This window comes from Candidatus Eremiobacterota bacterium (assembly GCA_031082125.1).
Taxonomy (GTDB): Bacteria; Vulcanimicrobiota; CADAWZ01; order CADAWZ01; family Ess09-12; genus Ess09-12.
In genome coordinates, this window is sequence record JAVHLM010000002.1 from 284,308 (window position 1) to 310,802 (window position 26,495).

23 protein-coding genes and 1 tRNA gene are annotated in these 26,495 nt (G+C 56.7%); 21 read left to right on the forward strand and 3 right to left on the reverse strand.

The annotated features are described in order from the left end of the window. Positions 1-6 precede the first annotated feature (6 nt). From RDV48_03600 to RDV48_03670, 15 genes are all read left to right on the forward strand, one after another. Positions 7-855, forward strand: a complete 849-nt coding sequence (locus tag RDV48_03600) for an ABC transporter permease (protein ID MDQ7821861.1) — start codon at positions 7-9, stop codon at positions 853-855. A gap of 115 nt (positions 856-970) precedes the next feature. Further along, positions 971-1,600, forward strand: coding sequence for a uracil phosphoribosyltransferase (gene upp / locus RDV48_03605; GenBank protein ID MDQ7821862.1), 630 nt, complete (start codon positions 971-973; stop codon positions 1,598-1,600). A 32-nt stretch (positions 1,601-1,632) separates the two neighbouring features. Continuing rightward, on the forward strand, positions 1,633-3,051 hold the full coding sequence (gene hydA / locus RDV48_03610; protein MDQ7821863.1) for a dihydropyrimidinase: 1,419 nt from the start codon (positions 1,633-1,635) through the stop codon (positions 3,049-3,051). A gap of 2 nt (positions 3,052-3,053) precedes the next feature. After that, on the forward strand, positions 3,054-4,589 hold the full coding sequence (locus tag RDV48_03615) for an alpha-amylase family glycosyl hydrolase (protein MDQ7821864.1): 1,536 nt from the start codon (positions 3,054-3,056) through the stop codon (positions 4,587-4,589). 59 nt (positions 4,590-4,648) lie between these two features. After that, positions 4,649-7,270, forward strand: a complete 2,622-nt coding sequence (gene clpB, locus RDV48_03620) for an ATP-dependent chaperone ClpB (GenBank protein ID MDQ7821865.1) — start codon at positions 4,649-4,651, stop codon at positions 7,268-7,270. Further along, positions 7,257-8,804: a hypothetical protein gene (locus tag RDV48_03625; protein MDQ7821866.1), complete on the forward strand. Its 1,548-nt coding sequence runs from the start codon at positions 7,257-7,259 to the stop codon at positions 8,802-8,804. The genes clpB and RDV48_03625 overlap by 14 nt, the downstream gene beginning before the upstream one ends. Positions 8,805-8,911: 107 nt before the next feature. Further along, positions 8,912-9,184, forward strand: a complete 273-nt coding sequence (gene rpmA / locus RDV48_03630) for a 50S ribosomal protein L27 (GenBank protein ID MDQ7821867.1) — start codon at positions 8,912-8,914, stop codon at positions 9,182-9,184. 153 nt (positions 9,185-9,337) lie between these two features. After that, entirely contained in the window at positions 9,338-10,612 is a 1,275-nt protein-coding gene (gene obgE, locus RDV48_03635; protein MDQ7821868.1) for a GTPase ObgE, read from the forward strand. A gap of 218 nt (positions 10,613-10,830) precedes the next feature. Continuing rightward, entirely contained in the window at positions 10,831-11,115 is a 285-nt protein-coding gene (gene rpsF / locus RDV48_03640) for a 30S ribosomal protein S6 (protein MDQ7821869.1), read from the forward strand. Positions 11,116-11,126: 11 nt separating this feature from the next. Next, entirely contained in the window at positions 11,127-11,570 is a 444-nt protein-coding gene (locus tag RDV48_03645) for a single-stranded DNA-binding protein (GenBank protein ID MDQ7821870.1), read from the forward strand. A gap of 63 nt (positions 11,571-11,633) precedes the next feature. After that, on the forward strand, positions 11,634-11,870 hold the full coding sequence (gene rpsR / locus RDV48_03650; GenBank protein MDQ7821871.1) for a 30S ribosomal protein S18: 237 nt from the start codon (positions 11,634-11,636) through the stop codon (positions 11,868-11,870). A 97-nt stretch (positions 11,871-11,967) separates the two neighbouring features. After that, entirely contained in the window at positions 11,968-12,417 is a 450-nt protein-coding gene (gene rplI / locus RDV48_03655; GenBank protein MDQ7821872.1) for a 50S ribosomal protein L9, read from the forward strand. A 38-nt stretch (positions 12,418-12,455) separates the two neighbouring features. Continuing rightward, complete coding sequence (dnaB, locus tag RDV48_03660; GenBank protein MDQ7821873.1) at positions 12,456-13,799, forward strand: replicative DNA helicase; 1,344 nt, start codon at positions 12,456-12,458, stop codon at positions 13,797-13,799. A gap of 19 nt (positions 13,800-13,818) precedes the next feature. Continuing rightward, positions 13,819-14,451 carry a hypothetical protein gene (locus RDV48_03665; protein ID MDQ7821874.1) on the forward strand — a complete coding sequence of 211 codons (633 nt, stop codon included), beginning with the start codon at positions 13,819-13,821 and terminating at the stop codon, positions 14,449-14,451. Positions 14,452-14,461: 10 nt separating this feature from the next. Further along, on the forward strand, positions 14,462-15,442 hold the full coding sequence (locus RDV48_03670; GenBank protein ID MDQ7821875.1) for a YafY family protein: 981 nt from the start codon (positions 14,462-14,464) through the stop codon (positions 15,440-15,442). Here the strand turns inward: RDV48_03670 and RDV48_03675 are convergent. Next, positions 15,434-16,885: a hypothetical protein gene (locus tag RDV48_03675; GenBank protein MDQ7821876.1), complete on the reverse strand. Its 1,452-nt coding sequence runs from the start codon at positions 16,883-16,885 to the stop codon at positions 15,434-15,436. The two genes, RDV48_03670 and RDV48_03675, sit on opposite strands and share 9 nt — an antisense overlap. Before the next feature lie 192 nt (positions 16,886-17,077). On the opposite strand from RDV48_03675, the gene RDV48_03680 reads away from it, so the two are divergent. Continuing rightward, on the forward strand, positions 17,078-18,388 hold the full coding sequence (locus RDV48_03680) for an MFS transporter (GenBank protein ID MDQ7821877.1): 1,311 nt from the start codon (positions 17,078-17,080) through the stop codon (positions 18,386-18,388). On the opposite strand, the gene RDV48_03685 is transcribed toward RDV48_03680, so the two are convergent. Continuing rightward, on the reverse strand, positions 18,375-20,864 hold the full coding sequence (locus RDV48_03685; GenBank protein ID MDQ7821878.1) for an FAD-dependent oxidoreductase: 2,490 nt from the start codon (positions 20,862-20,864) through the stop codon (positions 18,375-18,377). The genes RDV48_03680 and RDV48_03685 overlap by 14 nt on opposite strands. 169 nt (positions 20,865-21,033) lie before the next feature. Between RDV48_03685 and RDV48_03690 the strand changes: the two genes are divergently transcribed. From RDV48_03690 to RDV48_03710, 5 genes are all read left to right on the forward strand, one after another. Then, positions 21,034-21,516 carry a peptidylprolyl isomerase gene (locus RDV48_03690; protein MDQ7821879.1) on the forward strand — a complete coding sequence of 161 codons (483 nt, stop codon included), beginning with the start codon at positions 21,034-21,036 and terminating at the stop codon, positions 21,514-21,516. A gap of 91 nt (positions 21,517-21,607) precedes the next feature. After that, positions 21,608-21,679 (forward strand) — tRNA-Trp (locus RDV48_03695). Positions 21,680-22,427: 748 nt separating this feature from the next. Next, entirely contained in the window at positions 22,428-22,850 is a 423-nt protein-coding gene (gene mutT, locus RDV48_03700; protein ID MDQ7821880.1) for an 8-oxo-dGTP diphosphatase MutT, read from the forward strand. A 165-nt stretch (positions 22,851-23,015) separates the two neighbouring features. Continuing rightward, positions 23,016-24,578 (forward strand): hypothetical protein, encoded by a 1,563-nt coding sequence (locus tag RDV48_03705; GenBank protein MDQ7821881.1) that lies wholly within the window; start codon positions 23,016-23,018, stop codon positions 24,576-24,578. Continuing rightward, a complete protein-coding gene (locus tag RDV48_03710) occupies positions 24,575-24,919 on the forward strand; it encodes a hypothetical protein (protein MDQ7821882.1) in 345 nt (114 codons plus the stop codon). The genes RDV48_03705 and RDV48_03710 overlap by 4 nt, the downstream gene beginning before the upstream one ends. On the opposite strand, the gene RDV48_03715 is transcribed toward RDV48_03710, so the two are convergent. Further along, positions 24,895-26,484: a DUF4127 family protein gene (locus RDV48_03715; GenBank protein MDQ7821883.1), complete on the reverse strand. Its 1,590-nt coding sequence runs from the start codon at positions 26,482-26,484 to the stop codon at positions 24,895-24,897. The genes RDV48_03710 and RDV48_03715 overlap by 25 nt on opposite strands. Between the last annotated feature and the right edge of the window lie 11 nt (positions 26,485-26,495).

Sequence of the window (26,495 nt, forward strand, 5' to 3'; positions counted from 1 at the left end):
TCAACCATGGGAGAGTTAAGGGAGTTCTGGAAGAAGTACCGCAGAAACAGGCTTGCCGTGGCGGGCTTCCTTGTCATTCTGCTGATGGTTCTGGTTGCCCTTACCTGCGGGCTCTATTCCCCCTATCCTCCCGATCGTCAGGATCTGAGCTTTGAAGGGGTTCCCCAGCCTCCCGGGGGCGCTCATCTCTTCGGCACTGACAACTACGGGAGAGATGTTTTCAGCAGGGCCCTCTACGGCACGAGGATATCACTCCTTGTGGGCATCCTGGCCGTTTCCCTCTATATGCTGATAGGCATTCTGCTCGGCTCTTTCGCAGGCTATTACGGGGGGTGGGTTGACGGCCTCATCATGCGCGTCGTTGACGTGATGCTCTCCATTCCCACTTTTTTCTTTATCCTGGCCATCCAGGTGCTCCTCTCCCCCTCGGTGTTCAACGTGATAGTAGTAATCGGCCTCACCAGCTGGGCGGGGCCCACAAGGCTCGTGAGGGGACAGGTCCTGGCTCTCAAGGAGACGGCCTTCATCGAGGCGGCAAGGGCCTGCGGAGCCTCGGACTCCCATATTATTTTCAGGCATATCATCCCCAACTGTCTTGCCCCTGTCATTGTCATGGCAACGCTTGGAGTTGCGGGGGCCATCCTCACGGAATCGGTGCTGAGTTTTCTTGGCCTTGGTGTGCAAGAGCCCCAGGCAAGCTGGGGAAACATGCTTATGAGAGCCCAGGAATACATCTCCACTGCGCCATGGATGGCCCTTTACCCCGGCGTGCTCATCATGCTCACCGTGCTTTCCTTTAATTTTATGGGCGAAGGCATCAGGGATGCCGTTGATCCCAAGATGAAGCTCCAGTGAGGTCCCCCGTGAGGTCCCCCGTGAGTGAACAGGACTATGGGGGGATATATGGAATACCTAAAGGTCCGGAATGAACCTTCCCCCTCATCACAAGAGAGCAAGGAGAACGCACGCAATGCCAGTGCATGTCACAAGCCACCCCATGATCCAGCATAAGCTCACCGTACTGCGCAGGAAAGAGACGCCACCGAAAGATTTCAGGGAGCTTGTCGTGGAGATTACCACCTGCATGGCTTATGAAGCCACCAGGGAGTTTCACCTCAGGGAGGTGGACATAGAGACGCCGCTCATGAAGGCGCGCCTGAAGGGTGTCATTGAGAACGGCATCATCATCATGCCGATTCTCCGCGCAGGCCTGGGTATGGTAGACGGGATGCTGCGCCTCTTCCCTGATGCCCGCGTGGGCCATATAGGGATTTACCGCGAGCACGACACCCTCAAGCCTGTTGAATACTACTGCAAGTTTCCCCAGGAAATGGAAGGCGACGCCATCTTCCTTATCGATCCCATGCTTGCCACGGGGGGCTCGGCCTGCGCCGCCATTGAGTTCATGAAGACCAGGGGAATTCCGGGCTCCCGTATAAAATTCCTCTGCATCCTTGCCGCGCCGGAAGGTGTGGCGGCAGTGGAGGAGGCCCACCCCGATGTGGATATCTATGTCGCTGCCATTGACAGCCGCCTCAATGAGCAAGCCTATATCCTGCCCGGCCTCGGAGATGCCGGCGACAGGATGTTCGGCACTTAAGAGCACCGCAAGGAGCACCGAAGGAGGTACTTATGGATCTTGTGATAAAAAATGGAATGATAGTGATGGCCACCGACACTTTCAAGGGTGATATCGCCATCAGGGGGGGGAAGATCGCTGCCCTCACGCAGGGCGTTCACCTCGAGGCCAGGGAGGAGATCGACGCTGAAGGAATGCTTGTCCTTCCCGGCGTGATTGACGGCCATACGCATTTCTCCGATCCTGCGGGAGGTCTCCTCACGTCCGATGATTTTCTCTCGGGAAGCAGGGCCTGTGCTGCCGGCGGTGTCACGACTTTTATAGACTGTGCCGTCCAGGAGAAAGGGCAGTCTCCCCTTGAAGCCCTCAAAATGCGCCGCAGCGAGGCACAGACCCATGCCTATGTGGACTATGCTCTCCATATGGCTTTTACCGATTTTTCCGAGGGCACGCTGAAGGACATACCAAAGCTCATAGAGGCGGGCGTCCCCACTTTCAAGCTCTTCATGGGACTGGGAAAGGCTGCCTGGATGGCTGATGACGGGGCTCTCATCACCATGCTCGAGCAGGCAAGGGACCAGGGCGCCCTTATAGGCATTCATGCAGAGAACCACCACCTTGTGGAGAGGAACAGGGCACTTCTCCTCAGGGAGGGGAAGAGAGAGCCCCGGTGGCACTCCGTGTCGTCCCCCCACTACGTGGAGGTCGAAGCCCTCAGGAGAGCCCTCTACCTTACGGAGGTAACCAACAGCCGTCTCTTTGTCTTTCACCTCACCACTGCCGAGGGGACGCGCCTCGTGGGCGAGGCCAAGGGAAAGGGAATGATGGTTTTTGCCGAGACTTGCCCCCAGTACCTGCTGCTCTCGGATGAAAAGCATGAAGGTCCCGAGGGTCTTCACTTCGTGGCAAGCCCGCCGCTCAGGAAGGCAATTGACAATGAGATACTCTGGCGGGGCATCTCGGTAGGGGCCATCCAGGTCGTCTCTTCGGACCACTCCCCCTTCACGAGGGCTCAGAAGAGCTCGGCAGGCAGCGATTTTACCTCCGTGCCTCCCGGTCTTCCAGGCGTGGAGACCCTTCTCTCCCTTCTTTACTCAGAAGGAGTGAAAAAGGGGAGGATCACGGCAAGCCAGATGGTGGAGATCGTCTCGGCAAACCCTGCCAAGCTCTTCGGGCTCTATCCGTCAAAGGGGAGCCTGGCTCCCGGTGCAGACGCCGACGTGGTCATCTTTGATCCTGCAGCACAAAAAACCCTTCGTGCCGCTGATCTTCACATGAACACCGATTTTTCCCCCTATGAGGGCATGGAAGTCATCGGGGTGCCCCTTACGACCCTCTCCCGGGGAGAGATAATATTCAAGGACGGAGCCTTTCCCGCCTCTCCCGGCCGCGGCATGTTCCAGGAAAGGCATTACCGCGAGCAGGAATGGGAGGCCAGATCCTTTGCCCATGGCGGGGAAAGGAGTCGATAGCAGTGCTCTCTTTCAGGAAATACCCTGTCATCTACGAAGTCAACACACGATTGTGGCTTTCTGCTCTTTCGGCAAAATACGGTACCCCCATGCATCTTGGCGCAGTGACTGAAGAGGAACTTGCCCTTTTGCGCAGCCGCGGCTTCGATGCTCTCTGGCTCATGGGGATTTGGGAGCCTTCCCCTGTGGGGCAGGCCATTGCAAGGGCTCATGAAGGGCTCAGGAGAGAGTTCATCAGGGCCCTCCCCGATCTAAGGGAAAAAGATATCCTTTCCTCTCCTTATGCCGTGAACAGCTACACCGTATCCAGCAACCTGGGGGGCGAGGAAGGCCTCAGGGATTTAAGGTCCAAGGCCCATAAGGCAGGGCTCCCGGTCATGCTCGATTTCGTGCCGAACCATACGGCCCTTGATCATCCCTGGGTGACAGAGCATCCTGAGTACTACGTGGGGGGCTCCCTTGAGGATTATTACCGCGATACGGGGACTTTCTTCAATGCAGGAAATGAATACCACCCCGTGGTGATTGCTCATGGAAGGGATCCCTATTATCCCGCCTGGACCGATACGGCGCAGCTGAACTACTTCAATGCCTCAACCCGCGAAGCAATGAAGGCCACCCTTCTAGAGATCGCTTCAAAGTGCGACGGTGTGAGGTGCGATATGGCGATGCTCATTCTTAACGAGATCCACATGGGTATCTGGGGAGAGCGCCTCTTTCCCGAGGGGCGGCGCAGAAGGATTCCCGGGGAGTTCTGGCAGGAAGCCATTGAGGAAGTCAAGGCAGTGCACCCCGAGTTTCTCTTTGCCGCCGAAGCATACTGGATGAAGGAGGGGGAGCTTCAGTTCATGGGCTTTGATTACACCTATGACAAGGCCCTCTACGACTGGCTGCGCTCTGCCGAGCCCCTCAAAATAGAGAATTATATCGGCGGGGGCCCCTTTTTCTATCAGGAGCGGTGCCTCCGCTTTATTGAAAACCATGACGAGGACCGTGCCGCCGCGGTATTTTCACCTGAGCACCTGAAGACGGCCGCCCTCATTGCAGGGACCCTTCCTGGAGCCCGGCTTTACCATGAGGGACAGCTGGAAGGATACCGCAGAAAACTTCCCGTGCAGCTCGGAAGGCGCGAGCGTGAAGACCGTGATGAAGAGCTGTGGCTGTTTTACGAGAAACTCCTCTCCCTCACCTCCCAGGAGGTCTTCCACCGGGGCAGGTGGCAGTATCTTCCCACTTATTCCGCCTGGGAAGGAAACAATACCTATCAGAATTTCATCGTGTACCTCTGGGCCCTGCGCACGGAGCTCTATCTCGTGGTGACAAACCTCTCACCGCAGCGCTCACAGTGCTACGTACCCCTTCCACCGGGGGGGATAGAGGGAAAGACCTGCACCCTTGTCGATCTCCTTGATGACAACCTCTACGAGCGTGATGGAGATCTGCTCTCCACGAAGGGCCTTTACCTGGATATGGGCCCCTTTTACCGCCACCTCTTCAGGATCGAGGTCCCCGCGGCGACCCAGGCCTCCCCTGTTTGAATCTTTTTTTAGTGTAAACACATCTTGATGTATATAAAAAGGGAATGTGAGGTGAAACCATGCGTTACGATAAAATGACCGTCAAGGCCCAGGAGGCCCTTCAGGCAGCGATGGATCTCGCATCGCACCACAGCCATCAGCAGGTCGAGCCGGAGCATCTCATGCTCTCCCTTCTCGAGCAGCACGAGGGGATAGCCGTCCCCATCCTGCAGAAACTCGGCGTGAACCCCCCCATGGTCATGGAGCGCCTCAGGGAGGAGCTGAAAAAGTCCCCTGCCGTATATGGCGGCGGCGCGGGGCAGGTATACATGTCGCCGCAGCTCTCAAAGATTCTGGAGGTGGCATGGCGCGAGGCCCAGCGCCTCAAAGATGAGTATATTTCCACGGAGCATCTCTTTATTGCCATTGCCGATGAGAAATCCTGCAGGGCTGGACAGGTGCTGCGCAGTATGGGGGTATCCCCCGAGGCCATTTACAAGGTCCTTGTAGAGATCAGGGGCACGCAGCGCGTCACCGACCAGAACCCCGAGGACAAGTACCAGGCCCTTCAGAAATACGGCCGCAACCTCACGGAGCTTGCCCGGTCGGGGAAGCTCGATCCTGTCATCGGCCGCGATGACGAGATAAGGCGGTGCATCCAGGTCCTCTCCCGGCGGACCAAGAACAACCCCGTCCTCATTGGTGAGCCCGGCGTGGGCAAGACTGCCATCGTTGAAGGCCTCGCCCAGAGAATAGTGAGCGGTGACGTGCCTGAGAGCCTCAAGGAAAAGAGGCTTGTAGGCCTCGACCTGGGTGCCCTTGTGGCAGGCACGAAATTCAGGGGAGAGTTCGAGGACCGTCTCAAAGCCGTCCTCAAGGAGATAGAGAGCGCCAGGGGTGAGGTTATTCTCTTCATTGACGAGATCCATACCCTTGTGGGGGCCGGGGCTGCCCAGGGAGCTGTTGACGCCGCCAATATGCTGAAGCCTGCCCTTGCCCGCGGCGACCTCAAGTGCATCGGCGCCACGACCCATGACGAATACAGGAAGCATATAGAAAAGGATGCGGCTCTTGAGCGGCGCTTCCAGCCGGTCTTAGTAAAGGAGCCCGACGTGGAGAGTACCATCGCCATCCTGAGGGGACTCAAGGAGCGCTACGAGGTCCATCACGGCGTCAAGATCAAGGACGGCGCCCTTGTAGCCGCTGCCGTGCTGTCCCACCGCTATATTTCGGACAGGTTTCTCCCCGACAAGGCCGTCGATCTCATCGATGAGTCGGCATCAAGGCTCCGCATAGAGATTGACAGCATGCCCACGGAAATAGACGAGCTGGAGCGGCGCGTGAGGCAGCTCGAGATAGAGAAGCAGGTTCTCTCCAAGGAGAAAGATGAGGCCTCCCGGGAGAGGCAGAGGAGGCTCGAGGAGGAGCTCGCCTCGCTCAAAGAGGAGAGCGACGAGATGAAGGTGCAGTGGAAGCTTGAAAAGGAGTGCATCCGGAAAATAAGCGATTACAGCGAGCAGATTGAGCGTTACAAGACGGAAGCAGAGGGGGCTGAGCGCCAGGGGAACCTCCAGCGCGTCGCCGAGATACGCTATGGGCTTATCCGTGAACTCCAGAACAAGATAGGCGAAGAGAACGCAAGGCTCGCCTCGATACAGAAGGAGAGGAAGTTCCTCAAGGAGGAGGTGGACGAGGAAGACGTGGCGGAGGTGGTCTCCAAGTGGACCGGCATCCCCGTGTCAAGGATGATGGAGGGAGAAATGCAGAAGCTCGTGCGCATGGAGGAGCAGCTCAGGAAGCGCGTGGTAGGCCAGGATAATGCCATCATGGCCGTGGCCAATGCGGTGCGCCGGGCCCGCTCGGGGATATCGGAACCCGACAGGCCCCTCGGCTCATTTATCTTCCTGGGCCCCACAGGGGTGGGCAAAACAGAGCTCGCAAGAACTCTTGCAGAGTTCCTCTTCGATGACGAGCGGGCCATGATCCGCATTGACATGAGTGAATACATGGAAAAACACTCGGTGGCGCGCCTTATCGGTGCTCCTCCGGGTTACGTGGGCTACGAGGAGGGGGGGCAGCTTACCGAGGCAGTGCGCCGGAGGCCCTACTCGGTGCTCCTCTTTGATGAGATTGAAAAGGCCCATCACGATGTCTTCAACGTGCTTCTCCAGGTCCTTGACGACGGTCGCCTCACTGACGGCCAGGGCCGCACCGTGGACTTCAAGAACACCATCGTGATCATGACCTCCAATGTGGGGAGCGTCTATATCCAGGAGCTGGGCGAAGACGAGGCCGAGGAGATGAACCGCAGGATCCAGGAGGCTCTCAAGGAGCACTTCAGGCCCGAGTTCTTAAACAGGCTTGACGAGATCATCATCTTCAACAAGCTCACAAGGTCCGAGATTTCCCGGATTGTGGACATCCAGGTGGAGCACCTGCGCACGAGGCTCAGGGACAGGAAGATTGACGTGGAGCTCACCGCGGGCGCCCATGAGTTTCTTGCAGACGCCGGCTTTGATCCCGTATACGGTGCCAGGCCCCTCAAAAGGGCTATAAGGAAATATGTGCAGGATCCACTTGCGCTCCAGATACTCGAGGGGCGCATCAAGGAAAACAGCCTCGTGACGGTGGACAGGGAGGAGGCCGGCCATGGTCTCACCATGATCGTTGCAGGAAGAGAGCTGCAGAATGTTGAGCGCTAAGGCAGGAGCAGTCCTTGCGATTTTTTTGGCTCTTTTTGTGGCCTCTCCCTCCCATGCCGGGGATCTGGAGGAATCAGGAGAGCCACCCTCCCTGAAGTGCACCTTCAGGGAGCTCCCTGTTCCCGCCATTCATAAGGTCACCCTCTCCCTCCCTGCCCGCGACGGCGTGAAGATTATCCCCTCGGCCCCCCCTTTTCTTGCACTGCTGGAGAGCGAAGAGGGGACGCTCTATGTCGGTGCGGGGTGCGGCCTCATCATCTCCTCTCCCGGAAGAAAGGAGTGGACCCTTTTCAATACCCTCAACGGCCTATGCTTCAACAGGGTAACGGCCTTTGCCGAGGGGAGGAAGAGCGTCTGGATAGCCACCTCGCCCCGGCTTATTAAGAGCCCTGTCCTTGGGGGCCTTATGAGGCGTGATGCAGACGGCAGGGGATTCCGCTTTTACGGGGAAGGGAAAGGCCTTCCATGCCCCTGGATCACCGAGCTTCTCCTCTATGAGAGCATTCTCTACCTTGGCACGGAAAACGGCATAGTCTTTTTCAACACGGCGACAGACTCCTTTATCTATGCGAAAGAAGGCTTCAATGCGCAAAACGTCTTCGTGGACGGGACCCATGTTCTGGTAGAAGCCGAGACATCCCTTCCCTCGCCGACGGAGCTCTACTCTTTCGGCCTTGAGGACCGGATAATAGAGAAGAAGGCCACGAAGACCTTTTCTGGATTTGACAGGATTGACTCCTTCGCCATGGAAGGCACGACGCTCTGGATCACCGGCTCATTGCTGAGGGAGGAAAAGGGTGCATCGAGCCTGCGCTGTGGAGGGCTCCATTTCTACGACTGTGACAGCGGCAGGCTTACCGAGGTGAAGGTTCCCCCGGGAATTTACGAGGAGTCTCTGAAGGTAAAAAGATGCGGTGATGAGCTTCTGCTCCTCTCTGACAAGGGATTCGGCCGGTGGGTCAATAACGGGCTTCTATTCTACAGGGTGCCTCCCTCGCTCAAAAGCTACCTGCCCTCGGTCATTGAGAGCTCCCCGTCTGGAGCCCTCCTGCTGGCAGCCTCCCGAGCGGTGATGGTCATGAAGGGTGACCGCCTTGAGGCCTACGAGTTTTCAAACACTCTCCCCGGCTCCTCGATAAAGGCCATGGCCCTCTGGGAAGGGAAGCTCTGGGCCGCTTCTGACACAGGAGCCATCACCCGCTTTGCCCCATCAGGTGAAGTGGAAGCCTCCTATGTCCCCGCGGAAGGCTCGCAGGTGGAGGAGCTTTTTCCCAGCACCGAGGGGAGGCTTTACGCCAGGTGCAGGCTCCCGGCGGGTCTTTTTGCCTATGACCGGGACTCTGACAGGTGGTGCCCCGCGTCTTCATGGGCAGGGGAGAAGGTGACGGATTACCAGGCAGTCCCCATGAGGTTCATGTCTCTTCTTGATACGCTGAGGCTTGAGGTGCCCCACGACATGGTGAAATGCATCGAGGACAGGGATTGTTTATGGGTCTCGACACAAGGCGCGGGCCTCATCAGAGTGAAAAAGTGAAAGAAGGGGGCGCAGGTATTGCATTCCCCTTCCACTTGTGCTATAATGAACAAAAATTTCGGAACTATGAGGCGAAAGACCGCCCGAAAGAGAAAGGGATGAAGACCATGAAGTTCGACCTTCAGCTTTTTGCTCATAAAAAAGGTATGGGAAGCTCGAGAAACGGGAGGGACAGCCATTCTCAGAGGCTCGGGCTGAAAAAGTCCGGAGGGAGCATGGTGATTGCCGGAAATATCATAATCCGCCAGCGCGGCACCAGGGTGAATCCGGGAACGAACGTGGGAATGGGAAGGGATCACACCCTCTTTGCCCTCGTGAACGGAAAGGTGGAGTTTGACACCAGGAACAACAAGTCTTTTGTCCATGTAGTGCCCGTATAAGGCAGACCACATCCCCGGGAGGTGCCCTCAAGTCCACGATGTGTGGACTTTTTTCGTCATCTGAACGATCAGGAGAACTCCGCGCCTGCCAAGGCAATGGCCTCTCAAGGCCATGAAGCTACTCACCGAGCGAAAGACAGAACTGCCAGGATCATGAAAGAACGTCTTATTGATGAAGCAAAGATTTATGTAAAGGGAGGCGATGGAGGAAGCGGCTGCACCAGTTTCCGCCGTGAGAAGTGTATTCCCCGCGGCGGCCCCGACGGCGGGAGCGGTGGCCAGGGCGGCACTGTCTATCTTGAAGCCGACAGCTCCATGAGCGATCTCCTTGCCTTCAAGTACAAAGTGCATTTCAAGGCCAAGAGGGGCGATCATGGCAAGGGAAGCCTGAAAGACGGAAAGTACGGTGAAGACATGGTGGTGAAGGTTCCCACCGGGACCATTGTCTATGACGTGGAGAGTGGCGATGCCCTTGCCGACCTCGTGGCTCATGGCGAGCGGTTCCCCGCGGCGAGGGGAGGCAGAGGAGGAAAGGGAAATACGGAGTTCAAGACGGCAATGAGGCACATTCCCCGTTTTGCTGAAAAGGGCGAGCCGGGAGAAGAGCACTGGCTCAAGCTTGAGCTGAAGCTCCTTGCCGACGTGGCCATAATCGGCTTTCCCAACGCGGGCAAATCCACGCTCCTTTCAATGCTCACCAGGGCCCTGCCCAAGGTGGCGCCGTATCCTTTCACAACCCTCACGCCCATGCTCGGTGTAGCGGCAATGCAGGGCAAAGTCATTGTGATTGCAGATGTGCCCGGCCTCATTGAGGGAGCTCACAGGGGCCAGGGGCTTGGCATCGAGTTCCTGCGCCATATTGAGAGGACCAAGATGCTCCTCCACCTCATAGATGCCGCAGAGTGCGCCGGGGAGGACGATCCCTTTCTTCCTTATGAGAAGCTCAGAGAAGAGCTCCGGCAGTACCGGGAGGCCCTCATGACAAGGCCTGAGCTGATAGTGTTCAACAAGGTCGATCTGCTGGAGGGGGAAGCCCCGAGGAAGCTGATAAGGGAAAGCTTCCGGAGCAGGGGAAGAGAGGTAAAGTTTCTCTCCTGCGAGACGGGCGAGGGGCTTGAGGCTCTTCGTGAAGAGGTATTCTCAAAAGCGTGGGAGGCTCCGGTCCCTGAAAAGGTCGTGCATATCGTGGAAAGGCCGGCCCAGCCTGAATTCACTGTAAGGCAGGACGAGGGACGCTATGTCGTTGAGGGGAAGAGAGTGGAGCACATGGTGGCCATGATCGATCTTGACAACGATGAGGCGGTGCAGCATCTTCAGAAAAAGCTGAAACGACTGGGCGTGGAAGAGGCCCTTCTTGCCAGGGGGGCTAAGGAGGGCGATACGGTGGCCATTGGGAAGAGCGAGTTTGACTTCAGCCCCGATGGGTAGATTATCGTTTTATGAAAAGAATTTTTGCGGAGTACTGCGCAAGAAGGAGGTGGCGCTTTTTATCGCGAACTCATGGGGAAAGAGATCCCTATAGAGCAGGCCCTGTGCCGCACCGGCGATCGGCCGGCGGGAGGCGAACTGCCCGGCGCTCTTTTATTTTCCCCTATGATACCAGGGAAAGATGGAGATACAGCATTCTGTTATGGGAGGTAACGGTTTTGAACGCGTACGAGGTGACTTATATTATCGATTCGGCACTGACGGAAGAGAATGTACAGAAGACCATTGAGAAGTTTTCTGACCATGTGAGCAAGGCAGGAGGCCAGGTGGTGAACGTGGACAACTGGGGAAAGAGGCGCCTTGCCTATGAGATAAAGGGAAAGCTCGAAGGGGTATACGTGACGATGCGGTACAATGCCCCCGAGAACGTCTCATCGGAGCTTCGCCGCATTATGGGCATCGATGAAGAAATCGTGAGAAACATCATCATCAGAGTGAATTAAAGAGAGGTTGCATGTCAAGCTACAACAAGGTGATTCTTATCGGGCGCGTCACAGCCCTGCCCGAGATGCGCTATACCCAGACCGGCAAGCCTGTCACGTCCTTCACCATAGCGGTGGACCGGCCCCGCAGGAGTGAGGGCAAGGACAGGGAGACCGATTTTATCAGCATAGTGACCTGGCAGAAGCTTGCCGAGATATGCTCCCGGTACCTTGACAAGGGGAAGCTCATCTGTATCGAGGGCAGGCTCCAGGTGCGCACCTATACGACGGCAGACGGCCAGAAGAGAAAGGTCTATGAGGTCGTCGCCTCTGACATGCGTATGCTGGGAAGGCCCAAGAGCGAGGGGGGAGCTTCCCAGGACGAGACGGAAGGCCACATCGTGGAAAGCGGTGACAGGGATCTCGATCACCTGGGCATCTCTGACATAGGAATGGAGGATGACGTGCCCTTTTAGCGCGCCTGTCCCGCCGGCGGCACTCAGTGCCCCGTGAAAAGAACTAGAGAAAGGATGAACGGTATGAAGCGTGAGAGCAATATGAGGATGCGGAAGCCCAAGAGGAAGGTGTGCCACTTCTGCGTGAACAAGATTGTGAGCCTTGATTATAAGGATTTCAATGCCCTCAGAAAATATGTAAGCGAGCGGGGCAAGATCCTTCCCCGGAGGATCTCCGGTAACTGCGCGAAGCACCAGCGGGCCCTTACGAGCGCCATTCAGAGGGCGCGGGCAATAGCGCTTCTTCCTCACACCATATAATCCTCTCCCGGCGCATGCACCCTGAAGATATGCCCCCGCGGGGGGCGGCGGTGCGGTCGTGAAGGGGGAGACACATTATTTTCTTGAGGTGATAGACATGAAGGTAATCCTTAAAAAAGACGTGGAAAAACTCGGTGAAGAGGGTGCCATCCTGGAGGTCAAGAACGGCTATGCCCGGAATTACCTTCTTCCCAATAACCTTGCGATTGTCGCTTCCTCCGGGAACATGAAGACCTGGGAGAACGAGAAGAAGACGCGGGAGCGCCGCGTTGCCAAGAATACCGAGAAGGCGAAAAATCTTGCCGACAGCCTTTCCCAGAAGAACTTCACCATAAAGGCGAAGGCGGGAGAAGAAGGGAAGCTCTACGGTTCCGTGACCTCGCAGGACATTGTTGAGCTCGTGCTCGCACAGGCCAAGATAGAGCTTGACAGGAAAAAGCTGACGCTTGCGGAGCCGATAAAAAAGACGGGAAGCTACAAGGTTCCCGTGAAGCTCTTCAAGGGCGTGACGGCAGAGATCAGTCTTGAAGTGGCGCCTGAAGAGTAGGCGCTCCGTTTCCCCGAATGTGAGAGGAGAATCGACCTGTGCAGATCTCTGTTGACAGGGTTCCGCCGCAGAACTTAGACGCGGAGACATCGGCACTCGGTGCTTGCCTTATTGAAAAGGAGGCGCTCGCAAGGGTTGCAGAGATACTGCCCGATCCCGCTGATTTTTACCGCACGGCTCACCAGGTCATCTATAACGCCATCCTGAAGCTTTATGAGCGGGGCGAGCCTGTCGATCTGATCACGCTCACCAACGAGCTTCGCAACAGCAGCAAGCTCGACGAGGTGGGCGGCGTGGCGTACCTCACCTTCCTGATAGATTCCGTCCCCACGGCGGCCAACGCCGAGTATTACTCCACCATCATCAAGGAGAAGGCGATACTGAGAAACCTCATCACCGCAGGCATGAACATCACAGGGATGGGATACCGCGAGGATGAGGCTGCCGAAATGATAGTGGACCGCGCGGAGACGGAGATATTCGGCATCGCGCAGAAGCGGATGCTCTTCGATTTTGTGCCCCTCAAGAAGGTCATGGCGACCACCTTCGAAAAAATCGAGGACCTCTATGCGAGGAAGGCCCATGTGACGGGTGTGTCCACCGGCTACAGGGATCTTGACCATTACACCGCAGGCCTTCAGAAGGCCAACCTCATTGTCGTCGCCGCGAGGCCCGGCATGGGGAAAACCGCCATCTGCCTCAATATCGCCCATTACCTTGCCACGAGGGAGAAGCTGCCCGTGGCCATCTTCAGTCTTGAGATGGCCAAGGAGGAGCTCGCCCAGCGCTTTCTCTGCGCCGAGGCACGCATTGATGCCCAGCGCCTCCGCACCGGCTACCTCGAGGAGACTGACTGGCCCCGCCTCACAAGGGCAATGAACGTGCTCTGCGAGGCACCCGTCTTCATTGATGACACACCCAACCTCTCGGTCATGGAAATGCGCTCCAAGGCCCGCCGCCTCAAGAGCAAGCATGGCATCGAGCTTGTGGTCATCGATTACATCCAGCTCATCAGGGGCTCGTCGCGGATTGAAAACCGCAACCAGGAGATATCGGAGATATCCCGCCAGCTGAAAGCCCTCTCCAAGGAGCTGAGTGTTCCCGTTATCGCCATCTCACAGCTCTCCCGCGAGGTGGAGAAGCGCCAGGACAAGCGCCCCATGCTCTCCGATCTCAGAGAGTCGGGGGCTATCGAGCAGGAAGCCGACATGGTCATATTCATTTACCGCGATGATTATTACAATCCCCATTCAGAGAAGAAGAACAAGGCCGAGATCATCATCGCCAAGCAGAGAAGCGGTCCCCTGGCCACGATAGATCTCATATTCCTTAAGCAGTTCACCGTCTTTGTGTCAGAGGAGAAGATCCATGTGGAGGAATAGATGAAAGGAGTGTGGTGCTATGGGTACGACGAAGAAAGTGGTAAAGAAGTCAGTAAAAAAGTCTCTTGAGGCCCATCTGGAGAAGGTCTACAGCGACAAATACCAGGTGGTGACCGGTGTGCCGCTCGCGATGGCAAAGAAGTTCATCAAGACCCTTCTCACCCAGGTGGTGAAGGAGAGCAAGGATGCCGGCACCTATAATCTTCCCCCCGATCACGGCAAGAGCATGCTCGAGGCCGCCAAGAAGGATCAAAAGGTGAAGAAGGCCATCGAGCTGAAAAGGAAAGAAGGGGTCACCGACGAGGATTTCATCAACTGGTGGGCCGTTCCCGATGTGGAAAGGCGCCTTCTGCTTCGCATCGATGAAACAAACAGGATGGGCCTCTTCATGAAGTTCACCAACATCGACAGGATGCCCGCCACGGAGGCGAACAGGCTTGTCCTCAAGTATCACCCCCTCTACGGTGAGCCCCAGGAGACCGACAATGAGGCTGATATGGACAGGCCCCTTCCCGCCGAGCTCCGCGAGCGGATCACACGGTACGCCGAAAACCTTAAGGAAATCCCCGTCGAGGAGCAGCAGGCTCTTATTGACAAATTTTCCACTCTCAATGCCCGTGTCCGGCATGAGATAAAGAACAAAGCTCTCTAAGGGGGGGGCCATGCCAGGCACAAGAGAACAGGTCTTCAGGCAGCTTCAGATACTGAGGAGGATCCAGGTGCGCTCCACTCTCACCGCGCAGGACCTTGCGAGGGAGCTCGAGGTGAGCGTGAGGACCATATACAGGGACATAGGCCTCCTCAATGAAAGCGGTTTTCCAATCTATTTTGATAACGGCTACCGCCTGCCGGGCGATTATTACTTTCCCCAGATCAACTTCGAGATGGATGAGCTTGTAGCTCTCTTCCTGAGCAGCAGGTTCCTGCTGCGCTACCGCGATCTTCCTTACTACAGGCTCATCAAGTCAGCGATGGACAAGATAGAGGGGAGCGTCAACGCACAGTACAGGGAGATGCTCACAAGGCTTGACCACCAGTTTGCCGTGGGCATTCCCTACGAGATGTTCGAGGGAACCTCGTCAAAGACCACTGACACGGTGAACAAGGCCATTCTTGATCACAGGTGCCTTGAGATTCTCTACCACACCTTCATGGATGACACGGTAAAGACAAGGAAAGTTGAGCCCTACGGCATATTTTTCTCCCAGGACAACTGGTATATTCTGGCATTCTGCCACCTCAGGAGGGAGATAAGGGAGTTCAACCTGAAGCGCATCAAGAAAGCCACCATTCTCGAGGAGAAATTCAGCCTCCCCGAGGGCTTTACCATTTCCCGGCACCTGTGCCATCCCTGGGATTTCGGCGAGGACGACCCCGTGAAGGTGGTGATACGCCACAGCCCCCCCGCGGCCAGGAAGGCAAGAGAAGCCCAGTGGCATCCCTCGCAGGAGTTGAAGGAGCAAGATGACGGCTCCGTCATCATGACGGTGAAAGTGAGGGCCCCGGAAAACATGATCGCCATGATCCTCTCCCAGAGAGGTGAGGTGGAGGTTGTCTCGCCCATTTCCCTGAGGCATGAAGTGGCCTCAGAGATCAGGAAGATGGCTCTCCTCTATGACGGGAAGCCAAGGGGATCACCGTGAGGATTTTCTCTTCTTCCCCTTTTTCTGGGTGAATTTTCGGGCCTGTGCCGCTTCTTTCTCTTTCAAGGGCGGCTTTTCTTCTGCCTCAGGGGTCTTCCCGGCATCAGGGGGTATTTCCCTCTCTTCCAGCCGCTTGACGGCCGACATGACCAGCGTTTCACCAAGCCCTTTCAGGTGGGAAGCGAGTTCCTCGTGGATGCTTCTTGCTCTGCGCTCCGCCTCATCTATGATGAGGGCTCCCCTTTTCTCCGCTTCCCCGAGAATCCGGTCATACTCATCGCGCGCATGGGCAAAAAGCGTCGAGAAGTGCTCGTCGAGGGCGCTTTTTGTCACTTTGATCAGGGCTTCCTCAAACAGGCTTTTCATATCAAGCTGAGGCGCGGCCTGCGATGCCTCACAGGGGACAGGTGGCGCTGCAGGCATTGGTTCGTCGGCACCTGCCTGGAGATCTCCTGCTTCCAGAGGCACCGGTGCGGACATAGAGATCTCGGCAGGCACCGTGATCCCGGGTGGTATTTCAGCGACAGCCTCGGCAGCCGGTGCTGTTTCGGCTTCAGGGGTGGCTTCAAATACAGCTTCCGGTGGTGCCTCTGGGACTGCTTTCGCCCTTTTGAGGATCTTTTCCATTTTTTCTGCCCGCTCCCCCCGGAGTCCCAGGGAGGCTGCCTTGCCGGCGACAAGATCCATGCACTCAGGCGGCACCGGTGCCGGCGATGAGTCATAACTGTCAAGCAGGGAGATTGAGAGGTACGCATTGAGCTCAAGAGCTTTGGTGAGCCACTGAAGTGAATGGCTGCTGTCGCCGAGCTCCCTGTAGAGATCAAAGAGCTCCCGACAGAAGAGAAAGTGGGCGTCATGCTCAAAAGCGTTGAGGAAATAGGGAAGGGCGCTCTCGCGCCCTCCCCCGTGAAAAGCAGATTTCCCTATGTAGTAGTAAGTCCACGAAAAGTTTCTGTTCATTGAGAGAAGCTCTTCGAAGACCGTCCTGGCTTTCCCAAAGTCACCGGCGATGAAGGTGTCATACCCCATGGAGAAGCCATCGAACCACTCCTTTGCATTCTTGAGCTTTGAATATATCTGGGTGGCAAGCTTTTCCGAGGCTTTTGCCCTGGGGAAGAGACCCAGGAACGCCTTGAAGGTGAGGAGGGCCTGCTCTGTGGTGCCCAGGTTCTGATAGGCTTTCCCGAGGGTGATATAGACCTTTTCCGCCATATCGGACTTGCCGCCCACGGTAAAATCAAGGTCGATGCCCCGTTGGAGGCTGTGCCGGGCATTTTTCCAGTCGTGGGCCTTGAAATAATAAAGCCCCTGCAGGAAATAGGGCTCACTGAAAAAGGGATCTTCCTGAATGGCACCATCGAGGGTCTTGAGGAATTCTTCCCTCTGGACTCTCGGATCAATGAGCTGGGCCTTTTTCAGGAGCGCAGCGGCCTCGATAAGCATAGCACCCGGTCTTTCTATGGATATAAAAGGTCCGGGTACAATTTCTCCATAGCGGCGCCCTGTTCCTCTGGAATGGGAAAAGATTGTGCAGGAAAGAGGCGCTTCTCCCATGAATCCTTAATATCCCCGGGTGAAGAAGCCTTTTCTGCAATGGGTGATCATTCCTCCCATGAGGGGAGAAGAGGTGCCATTATGAAGACAACCGTAGGCGATCCCCCCCGCTGGTACCGCTGGGGTATATTGCTCATGGTGAGCATCACTGTTTTTGGAAGTTATCTCGCTTACGACAGCATCGGCCCTATCGGCCCCATGATCAAGAAGGCCCTGGGCTATGACAGCAGGCAGCTCGGCCTTCTCTACAGCATTTACAGCATCCCCAACATCGTGATGGTCTTCCTTGGAGGGTTTGTCATAGACAAGATCGGGACCCGCCTCGGCGGCTTCATCTATGCCTTCCTGGTGCTGCTGGGCGTTCTTATCACCGCCATTGCACCCTCATGGCACCCCGTGCCTTCCTTCATCATGCAGGCTATCCCCGCAGAGTGGCAATGGAGCCCCGTGTTTATCTGGATGCTCCTTGGCCGCTTTGTCTTCGGCCTCGGCTCGGAGTCTCTCATTGTGGCCCAGAGCACCATCATTGCCCGGTGGTTCAAGGGCAATGAGCTTGCCCTCGCTTTCGGCCTTAATCTCACCGTGAGCCGCCTGGGAACTTTTGCCGCCTTTTTTACCTTCGGGTGGATAGCCGACCATTTCCGGTCAATCCAACCCGTGCTCTGGGCGTCAGTGGTGCTCTGCGCCGTCTCGCTTGCCTCATATCTGATCTATATCGCCATGGATAAAAACGCCGAGCGCAGGTTCGGCCTTTCTATGAGCGATGGGGGAGGCGATAAGGTCCTTCTTTCCGACATCTGGAAGTTTCCTGCCTCATTCTGGTACATCAGCACCCTCTGCGTGCTTTTCTACTCTTCCATCTTCCCTTTCACGGCCTTTTCCACGGACTTTTTCCACGAGAAGTGGGGATACTCCCAGGATTATGCGAGCAAGATCTCTAGCATCATCATCACCTTTTCAATGATATGCACGCCGATTTTCGGAACTCTTATCGACCGCTACGGGAGAAGGGCCTCGGTCATGATAGTCGGCTCCCTTATGCTGATACCGACCTATCTGCTGATGGGCTACACTTCTCTTCCCCCGTGGATTCCCATGTCCATCATGGGTATAGCCTTCTCGCTCGTGCCGGCGGCCATGTGGCCCTCGATGCCTCTCATCATCAATGAGGCAAGGCTTGGCACTGCCTACGGCCTCATGACCATGATACAGAACTTCGGCCTTGCCCTCTTCCCCTTCGTCATCGGCTGCGTACATGACAAGACCGGCAGCTACGTGCCGGCCATGCTTGTCTTTTCATCCCTTGGCGTTGCCGGGATTGTCTTTGCCGTCCTTCTCTACCTCAGGGAAAGGGAACGCCTCGAGCTTGGAAGACCGGCTACGCCTCCTTGAGGGCGGCAGCCTCTTTGCTGGTCCGCTCTCTCATTGAAAGTGCGCCGGAGATGCATTTCTGGGTGCAGATGCTGCAGCCTACGCAGCGCTCGGCATCGGTGACGGGAACCTTCTGCTCGTCAAGCGTGATGGCGAGGTACGGGCACCTCGTGCAGTTCCCGCAATGAACGCAGAGCTCGGCAGTTACCGTGGAGATTTTCTTCACCGGTGTGAGCTCCATGAAATCTGTGACAGGCCCGGGGAGGGCAATCCCGATGAGCTTTTCCACCGAGGGAATTCCCCGCTCTGCCAGCAGGTGCGAGAGACCCTGGTGGAGCTCATCGATGATGTGGTAGCCATATTTCATCGCGACGGTGCAGAACTGCACGGTTCTCACGCCCAGGGCCAGGAAGTTGGCGGCTTCCAGGTAGTCCATGGGGCCTCCGTTTCCCGAGATATGAACACCCAGATGGGCCACCTTGGCAAGCGTCAGGTTGCTGATGGGCGTGACACCCCTGCCGCTCATGCCTACGATGATCCCCTCTTCCCACTCCTTTTTAAGACCTTTCCTGAAAAAGAGCGTGGGGAACGTGTTGGCCAGGGTGATGCCAGCCTTTTTGCCGGAGTGCTTTTCAATGACCTCCTTGATGGCCATCACGATGGCGGCAATGGAGGTGACCTGGGCGGTGAGCTTGAAGAGCTTGGGAATGTCGGGGCTGCTCACCTCGAGGATCCAGTCCGTGATCTTTGCCGTGAGGGCGGCGTTCTGCGACACGATGTCGCCCTCGGTGCCGTCGCCTCCCTGGGGGCATGAGAGGCTGTATTCGATGGCCATGGCCCCTGCGTTTTCCAGAGTTTTCGTGTTTTTCTGCCACTGCTTCCTGTCGGATTCATCATTTCCCGTCACAGGGCCTCCCGTAGAGGCTATGGTGAGCCTGTCAGGGAACTCACGCACCAGGGCTTCCACTTCTTTGCAGACCCGCGAGAGGGGGTGGCCCGACACGTTGTCGCAGTTCCCGTAGGTAAGGGGGCTGAAAGCGTGCATGTACTCCGAGGGGATATGGATGGCCACGTCGTCAAAGGCCGTTTTCATGATGCCGCCTGCCCAGCCGGCCTCGTAGGCCTTCTTCATCTGCTGGTAGCCGTCGGTGGGCGGCGCTGCCGAGAGAATGAAGGGCGATATGAGGGTCCTCCCGAAGAAGTCCGTGGCGAGGGGGACTGGAAGGTACCTGTAGCCGTCAACGGGCACGAGGCTCTTCACCGGCTTGGGGAACGAGGGCTTCTCGCCGCCTGAGAGAGAGGCGTGGACCAGGAGTGCGGCGTTCTTGCCTGCCGCCACGGCCTCTACCACCGTAGTGGGCCCGTTGGCGCAGTCGCCTGCATAGAAGAGGCCCCGGTGCTCCTCTCTCTTTATCCCCGCTCGGTTTCCGATGGCCACTACCACGTGGTCAAAGCCGTCGCGGGCCACTTCGGTGCCGGCCACCTCGGCGATGTCTCTCAGGTTGAAGGCCGTGCCTTCAGGGAGGGTCACCTTGACGGTCTTAAGTCCCGTAATCTTCCCGTTCCGGGTTATGAGGGCCGTGACGCGCTGGCGTGTGCTCACATCAATGGCGTGCTCCATGAGCTCCATGCGCTCGCGCTTCGTGAGGGGCATTTCATCGAGGCGCTCGAGCACGAACATCTCCACCCGGGCGGCGCCATGGCGTTTCGCGGTCACGGCGCAGTCGGTGGCTGTGGCTCCGCCGCCTATGACGGCAACGTTGCCTTTCATGGGGCGGGAGGAAGGGCTGTCAAGATACTCGGTGCCCATGAGGGCCTGTTCTTCGCCCGGTATGCCCAGCCTGATGGGGGTTGGAAGGCCTGTGGCCACTATGACGGCATCGAAGCCTTCCTTCAGGAGCGCTGCAAAATCGGTAATTTCCTTCCCCTTCTCAAGGGTGATGAGCTCATGGGAGAGGGTGAAGTCGAGATCGCTCGTGATGACCTCTCTGGGGAGTCGGTGCTCGGGGATCCAGTTGCAGGCGCCGCCCGCCTTCCCGGACTTCTCAAATAACTTCACGGTGTAGCCTTTCTGGGCAAGGAGTAATGACGCTCCTATTCCTGCGGGACCTGCGCCGACGACAGCGACCTTCTTCCCGTTGGGCTTTCCTTTTTCAAGAGGGGGCAACGCCTTGAGAGTCTTGGCTCTCTCTATTATTGAGGCCTGTACCGCCGGAATGTTGATAGGGTTGTCAAATTTCAGCCTCGTGCAGCCGCTTATGCAGTGCTTCTCAGGGCACACAAGCCCGCAGATTCCCCCCAGGGGATTGGCAGTCATGATCTCGGCGGCGGCGCGTCTGAAGTCAAAGGCTTCACCACGCCGGGTCGCCATGATGAAATCGCAGGGAGAGCAGTTTGCGGGGCACGACGAGCGGCATGGCTTCTCCTCGCAATACTCGCAGCGCTCAAGCTCAGAGGTGAGCTGGGCATCGGTGAGAAAATGAGACTCGTTATTCAAGAGAACACCTCCAGATTTCCCGGGTGGGTAGTTTTGTCTGCCTATGTCTTCTCCCAGAAGGGGGAAAAAATCCTGCCTTGAGGGGAGAGGGTATTTGTCACGCCGTGTCAAAAGAGAGTCCGGGGGCTTACCCTCCCCGGGAATCATAACAAGACAAGGAGTGAACGGCATGTTTGATAAGAACATAGTGCTTGAGACCACCCAGGGTACCATCGAGATAAAGCTCATGCCCTACGTGGCGCCCAAGGCCTGCGAGAATTTCACTACCCACGTGGAGAAGGGCTACTATGACGGAATACTCTTTCACCGTGTCATCAAGGGCTTCATGCTCCAGGGAGGCGACCCCGAGGGGAACGGCACGGGGGGAGCGTCAATCTGGGGGAAGCCCTTTGAGGACGAAGTGAGCACCTCGGTGAAGTTTGACCGCCCCGGCCTCGTGGCGATGGCAAACAGGGGTCCCAACACCAACCAGAGCCAGTTTTTCATCACCACCTCGACGCCGGCGCACCTGAATATGCGCCATACCATCTTCGGCGAGGTGATTTCAGGCTATGACGTGGTGCAGAAGATCGAGAGTGCCGAAACGTCAGGGAAGCCTTACAACCGCCCCCTCACCGATCAGAAGATACTGAAGGCGACAGTGAAGAAGTAGCCCCACCTGCAAAGTCTTCAAATAATCAGGGCTGTATCAGGTTCGCGAGTCTTGACATGCGGAATGAAATCGTGTATATTCATTACGTCATGGGGCAGTAGTTCAGTGGTAGAACGTCGGTCTCCAAAACCGAATGTCGTGGGTTCAAGTCCTGCCTGCCCCGCTTGAAAAAAGCCCGTCACAATGAGAAAAGACGGGCTTTTAATTTTTCTCAAGAAGAGACCGGCCACCCCCTCCCCCGGGGATACCGCCCCACTCACGCCTGAATATATATACACCCCGCCCCTCACCATATGGAGGGCCTCTGCGGTAAGATCCTTCGTCATAAAAGAAAGAGACCCCAGCCTCGGCCAGAGCCTCCATAGGCAAAGGAACAATGAACCATCTATCCTGGATATGACCCGAGGAAAGCTGCGGGTGAGAGATAACAAATGGGGCATCCTTTTTGGATCCCACCATTGCCGGAGAACACTCTGGTAATCATCTTTTCCACCTCCTCTTATTACTGCCTTCTATAATTATTTTATACTCATGTTATGAACAATCCGAGAAGTTTCCGTGAAGAAACAGTGAATAAAGCGTCATCTTTACACTTATTTTTTCTTCCTGTATAATGGAAGGGAAGGCAAAGGAGAGGAATTACAAGGTGCCTGTGTAAGATATTTTTTCTTCGACCCGGAGGAGAAAATCAGAAGGCAGCAAGAAGATCACTTCCATGAGCAGGTGTGAAAAAATTGAAGAGCAGCCTCTGCAAGAGAGGCAAGGAATACTTCATCAAGTATCGAGACTTCGCAGGCAATCAGCGCCAGGAGCGCTCAGGTCATATCAAAAGCGAGGCAATATAGAAATTATACGTGTTATGGGCCAGGAGATGAGGATAAGTTTCGCCCATGGCGCGAAGAGATAGTCATATGAAAAAAGACGTCACGGCGGCCATCATTGAAAAAGAAGGAAGGGTGCTGATCGCCAGGAGGAAGCATGGCTTCCATCTCCAGTATAAATGGGAATTCCCCGGCGGCAAGATAGAGCAGGGAGAAACGCCGGAGTGCTGCCTGGCGAGGGAACTGAAGGAGGAATTCGGCATAGAATCAACTATTGGTGAATTCGTGTGCCGCAGTGAATATGATTATGGTGACAGAACGATAGAGCTTCTTGCCTTTCGTGTCACTCATGTGGCGGGAGATTTTCATCTTGACAGCCATGAGGAGATACAATGGGTATTCCCTCAAGATATGGCGGGATTTGATTTTGCCGAAGCAGATAAGCCGATAGTGGAGAAATTACTCCAGGAGTCTGAAAAAGCCCCGGAATCCCGGGATAAAAAGGCCATGTGATGACAAAAGAATGGCGGCCCGGCTATTTCTCCTGGGCGACTGGAGCCACGGAAAGGGCGCGCCCGGTCTGCGATCAAAGCCTTCTCTTTTCCCACCGGGGAAAAAATGCTATACTAGAGGGAGCGCAGTACCACCACCGGCACGACGACGCCATGAGGAGACCCGATGGAATCGATTTTTTTTGACGCCAACCCCTCGCTCAGGCAGCTCACCGACAATGCCTCGAAGGCGAACGACATGCTTCAGCGGGCTCAGCAGAAAGAGCTGAAGAAGGTAAAGACCACGAAGACGGCGCCTGTTGACAGTGCGGATCTTTCCACTGAGACGGAGTTTATGGGCGACGATATGATGGGCTCCATGGACCCCGATGACTTTGGCGGCGGGCGCTCGAAGCACTATTTCTCCGCAGATGAGGAGGAGTTTTCCGAGGAGCGCCGCGAGCGCCTCATGGAGGAGAAGGCGCGCCGCGAAGAGGAGGAAAAGGAGGAGAGCCAGAGGAAGCTCTCAAGCTTTATCAAGACCCTCAAGGGCGAAGATGCCGGAAGGCCTGCCGCTGCCCGGGAACGAGCAGGCGCTCCCCCCTCTTCCTCCGGTGAATCCGGCGAGTCTCCTGAAGAAGGCGGTGCAGAGACCGCGATGGCAGCTATGAGCCCCAGCATCCTCGATGATGAGAGCCCTCCAGGGCACGGAGAGGCGCCTCCCGTTCCTTATCCCGACGCCCCGGCGATGGAGACGATGAAAGCTCCCCCGGTGTTCCGTGAAGGAGCGGCGGGGGCCGGGAGCACCGGTGAGAGCGCGGTGCCTCCCGAAGAGGGCGGGATTGAAAAACCGCCGGAGCTCAAAAGCAGGGAAGACGTGACCCTTTCCCGGGAAGCACGGAAGGCTCCGGGGAAAACGACTGCTCCCGCGGGAGAGGCGGAGAAAAAGCCACCTCCCGCTGAGCAGCAGGGGTGGACCTCCCTGCTTGCCTGGGATGAGGGCTTCATTATCGCCGAGCCGCAGAAGAAAGTGGAGCAGGCCGAAGAGGCAGCGGAGGCACAGATGGTCTATGAGGCGCTTGATCTCCCCGAAGAGAGCGCTGAAGCCCTCGCCCTCGGGAAAATCATCGAGGCGATGCTTGTCTCCCCCCTTGAGGCACCGTTATTCTCCCTCGTCAAGGAGGCCCTTGCCCCCTTGGGCGACAGGGTCCTCAAGGTGTGCCGCGATTTCGGCACCAGAATTGCCGTGCTTGGAGAGGGTGAGTCGATCCTGCCATATCTTCCTGCCATGGCCGAGAACGGGCAGTACGGCCACCTCAGGGCCGCCTATATCCCCGGGGAGAAGCTCTGCATCTTTGGCGCCGAGGAGCTCCGGGGAAAGGGTGAGTTCTTCCCCCCGCGCCTTTATTTCGCCCATGCTTTTGACCATGCCCTTGGGAAGGATGAGTTCGCCTCCCTGAAGTCGGCGGCGGTGCAGAGCAGTTACCGGGCCTGCATGGCCTGCGAGGCAGGCCACCTGAGTGCCGATCTCTTCTCCCTGGTGAGCCCTGTCCATTATTTCGCCCAGGCCGTTGAGAGCTATCTCCGGGAGGGAAGACCCGGCGGCGCCTTTTTCACCCGTGATGAGCTCTACGACTATGATCGCTCAATGTACCATTACGTGGAATACCTGTTCAGGGAGATCAACAAGGAGCCTTCCCGTCCAGCCGGGGAACAGGGCGGGGCGGCGCAGGAGGGTGCAGGCTCGTGAGCATCAAGATGGTCATCTATCCTCTTCTTAAATCTTCAAGAGGGTATCATCCCGCCGAGTTTGAAGTGGCCGAGGTGACGCTCTCGGAAGGCGAGCTCGTAATCCACTGCCCTGACGGTGCCCTGCGTGAGAAGATCGCCGAGATTTTCTCCATGCCCCTGAGGGTAAGAAGGTCCGAAGGCCCAATCCCGCACATTTTTTCCCATGGGTACGAGGAAGTAGCGCCCCGCACGGAACGCTTTCTGCGGGAGATGAGCTGCAGGCTCCGCGCTTTCAACCTCCACGGCGTGCTAAAGGGCGGCCTGGCAGAAGCCCGTCAGAGCAGGGGCCCCCTCGCATAGCGGAGGGTAAAGTCGCAGAACGCGTCAATCTCAAATATCCTGGGCCATGGAAGACGTATCTGGCAGGTGAAGGGCTCTTCAACACTGACCTTTGCAGGCCTTGAAGAAAAGAGAGGAAGGATGTACTGGCCCCCGAGGATTTTGTGAAAGAGGGCTTCGGCACGCCTCACCACCACGCCGTCAATGAGATGCTCCACCCTCTGGTGAAAGCTCCCCAGGTCATAGGTGGAGATATTTTCATGGGTGCAGAATTTCTTCACCTTTTCCCTCACTTCTGACTGGTAGATCCAGTCATCGAGAAACCTCGAGAACGTAAAGGCCAGGTGGGCTTTCTCGGCCATGGCGGGATTTGAGATGAGGTGGCGGAACCTGAGGGAGAGCCACCTCAGGGCGGACTGAGAGATAACGGTCCCTATGGTGTTGCCCGCAGTGTTCCAGGCAGCATAGGCGGCAAGGGAAGGTATCCTGAACCGCGAGGTGAGGAGCTCGGCCAGCGTGCAGTCGGCGCCATTTGCGTAAGCTACGTCTGCCACGGCTGCCAGCCTGTCCATCGAGAGGCTCTCCTCTATCTTCTGCATGAAAGGCATAAGCCTCTGGCGGGGCGTTCTCCCCAGGACCTGGAAGCCGGCTTCCTGCTGCCCATGGGGATTGAGGTGCACGAAAAGATCGATAGATTCCTCTTCCCGCGGGCATTCCTCGAAGGAGAGCATGCCAAAGTATGATGAGATGAGCTCGGGAACGTTCCTGTCCTCGTAAAGGGTGGGCCTGTTTTTCCCCCTCGTCGAGCTGTACAGGACGTGGTAGCGGGGCTTTTCCCCGAAGCGCTCACAGGCAAGGCGCGTCAGCAGCATGAGGGCCATCTCGTCGGTGCCGGGATAAATAAAAGCATTGTCCAGTGATTCATCCCTGATAAATTTTTCAAGGAGCGTCTTCTCATAGAGGTTGAGGCCCCTGGTCACTACGTCATCGAGGCCCAGCAGCAGGCAGTCGAGGAGCCCCTCCTTTCTCCAGAGGAGGCACTGCCTGTTCACTTCGTGGTTCCGCCTGCGCACGTCGAAATATTCTCCCGAGATGGCTCCCTTAAGGGTTTTTTTTGCCTTCTCTATCTCTTCTGCGAGTCTTGCGGGCTTCTTCAGGGAGATCTCATGGAGTGATTTCACTATCTTCAGGAAACGCGGAGCCTCCTTGGCGATGTCAGACGATGAGGAGGTGGGCATGGTTCTCATGATGACGTTATAGCTCGCCACCATGGGCACCCGCCTCCTCCTGAGCCATTCTCCAAGGTGCTTCAATGTGCGCGCTGTTTCATGAGCAGTGTGATAGGACCCTCTTGAGGCGATGAGGCCGCCATGGACGAGCATGTCTATTGAGATAAGGGCCGCATCGGCCCGTGACTCCATATCGCCAAGCCATGAGAAAAGCTTTCTGGTGTTCCCCGGGAGAAAGTAGTTCCCCAGGTACTCGGCGGGAGGGGTGAGGAGCGTGAAGTTCACCATCGAGGCCAGGGCCTCGGGGTAGTTCATGGTGCAGGGCCTGTTGTCGAGAGGAATGAAAAGAATGTTCATAGGCTCTTTCC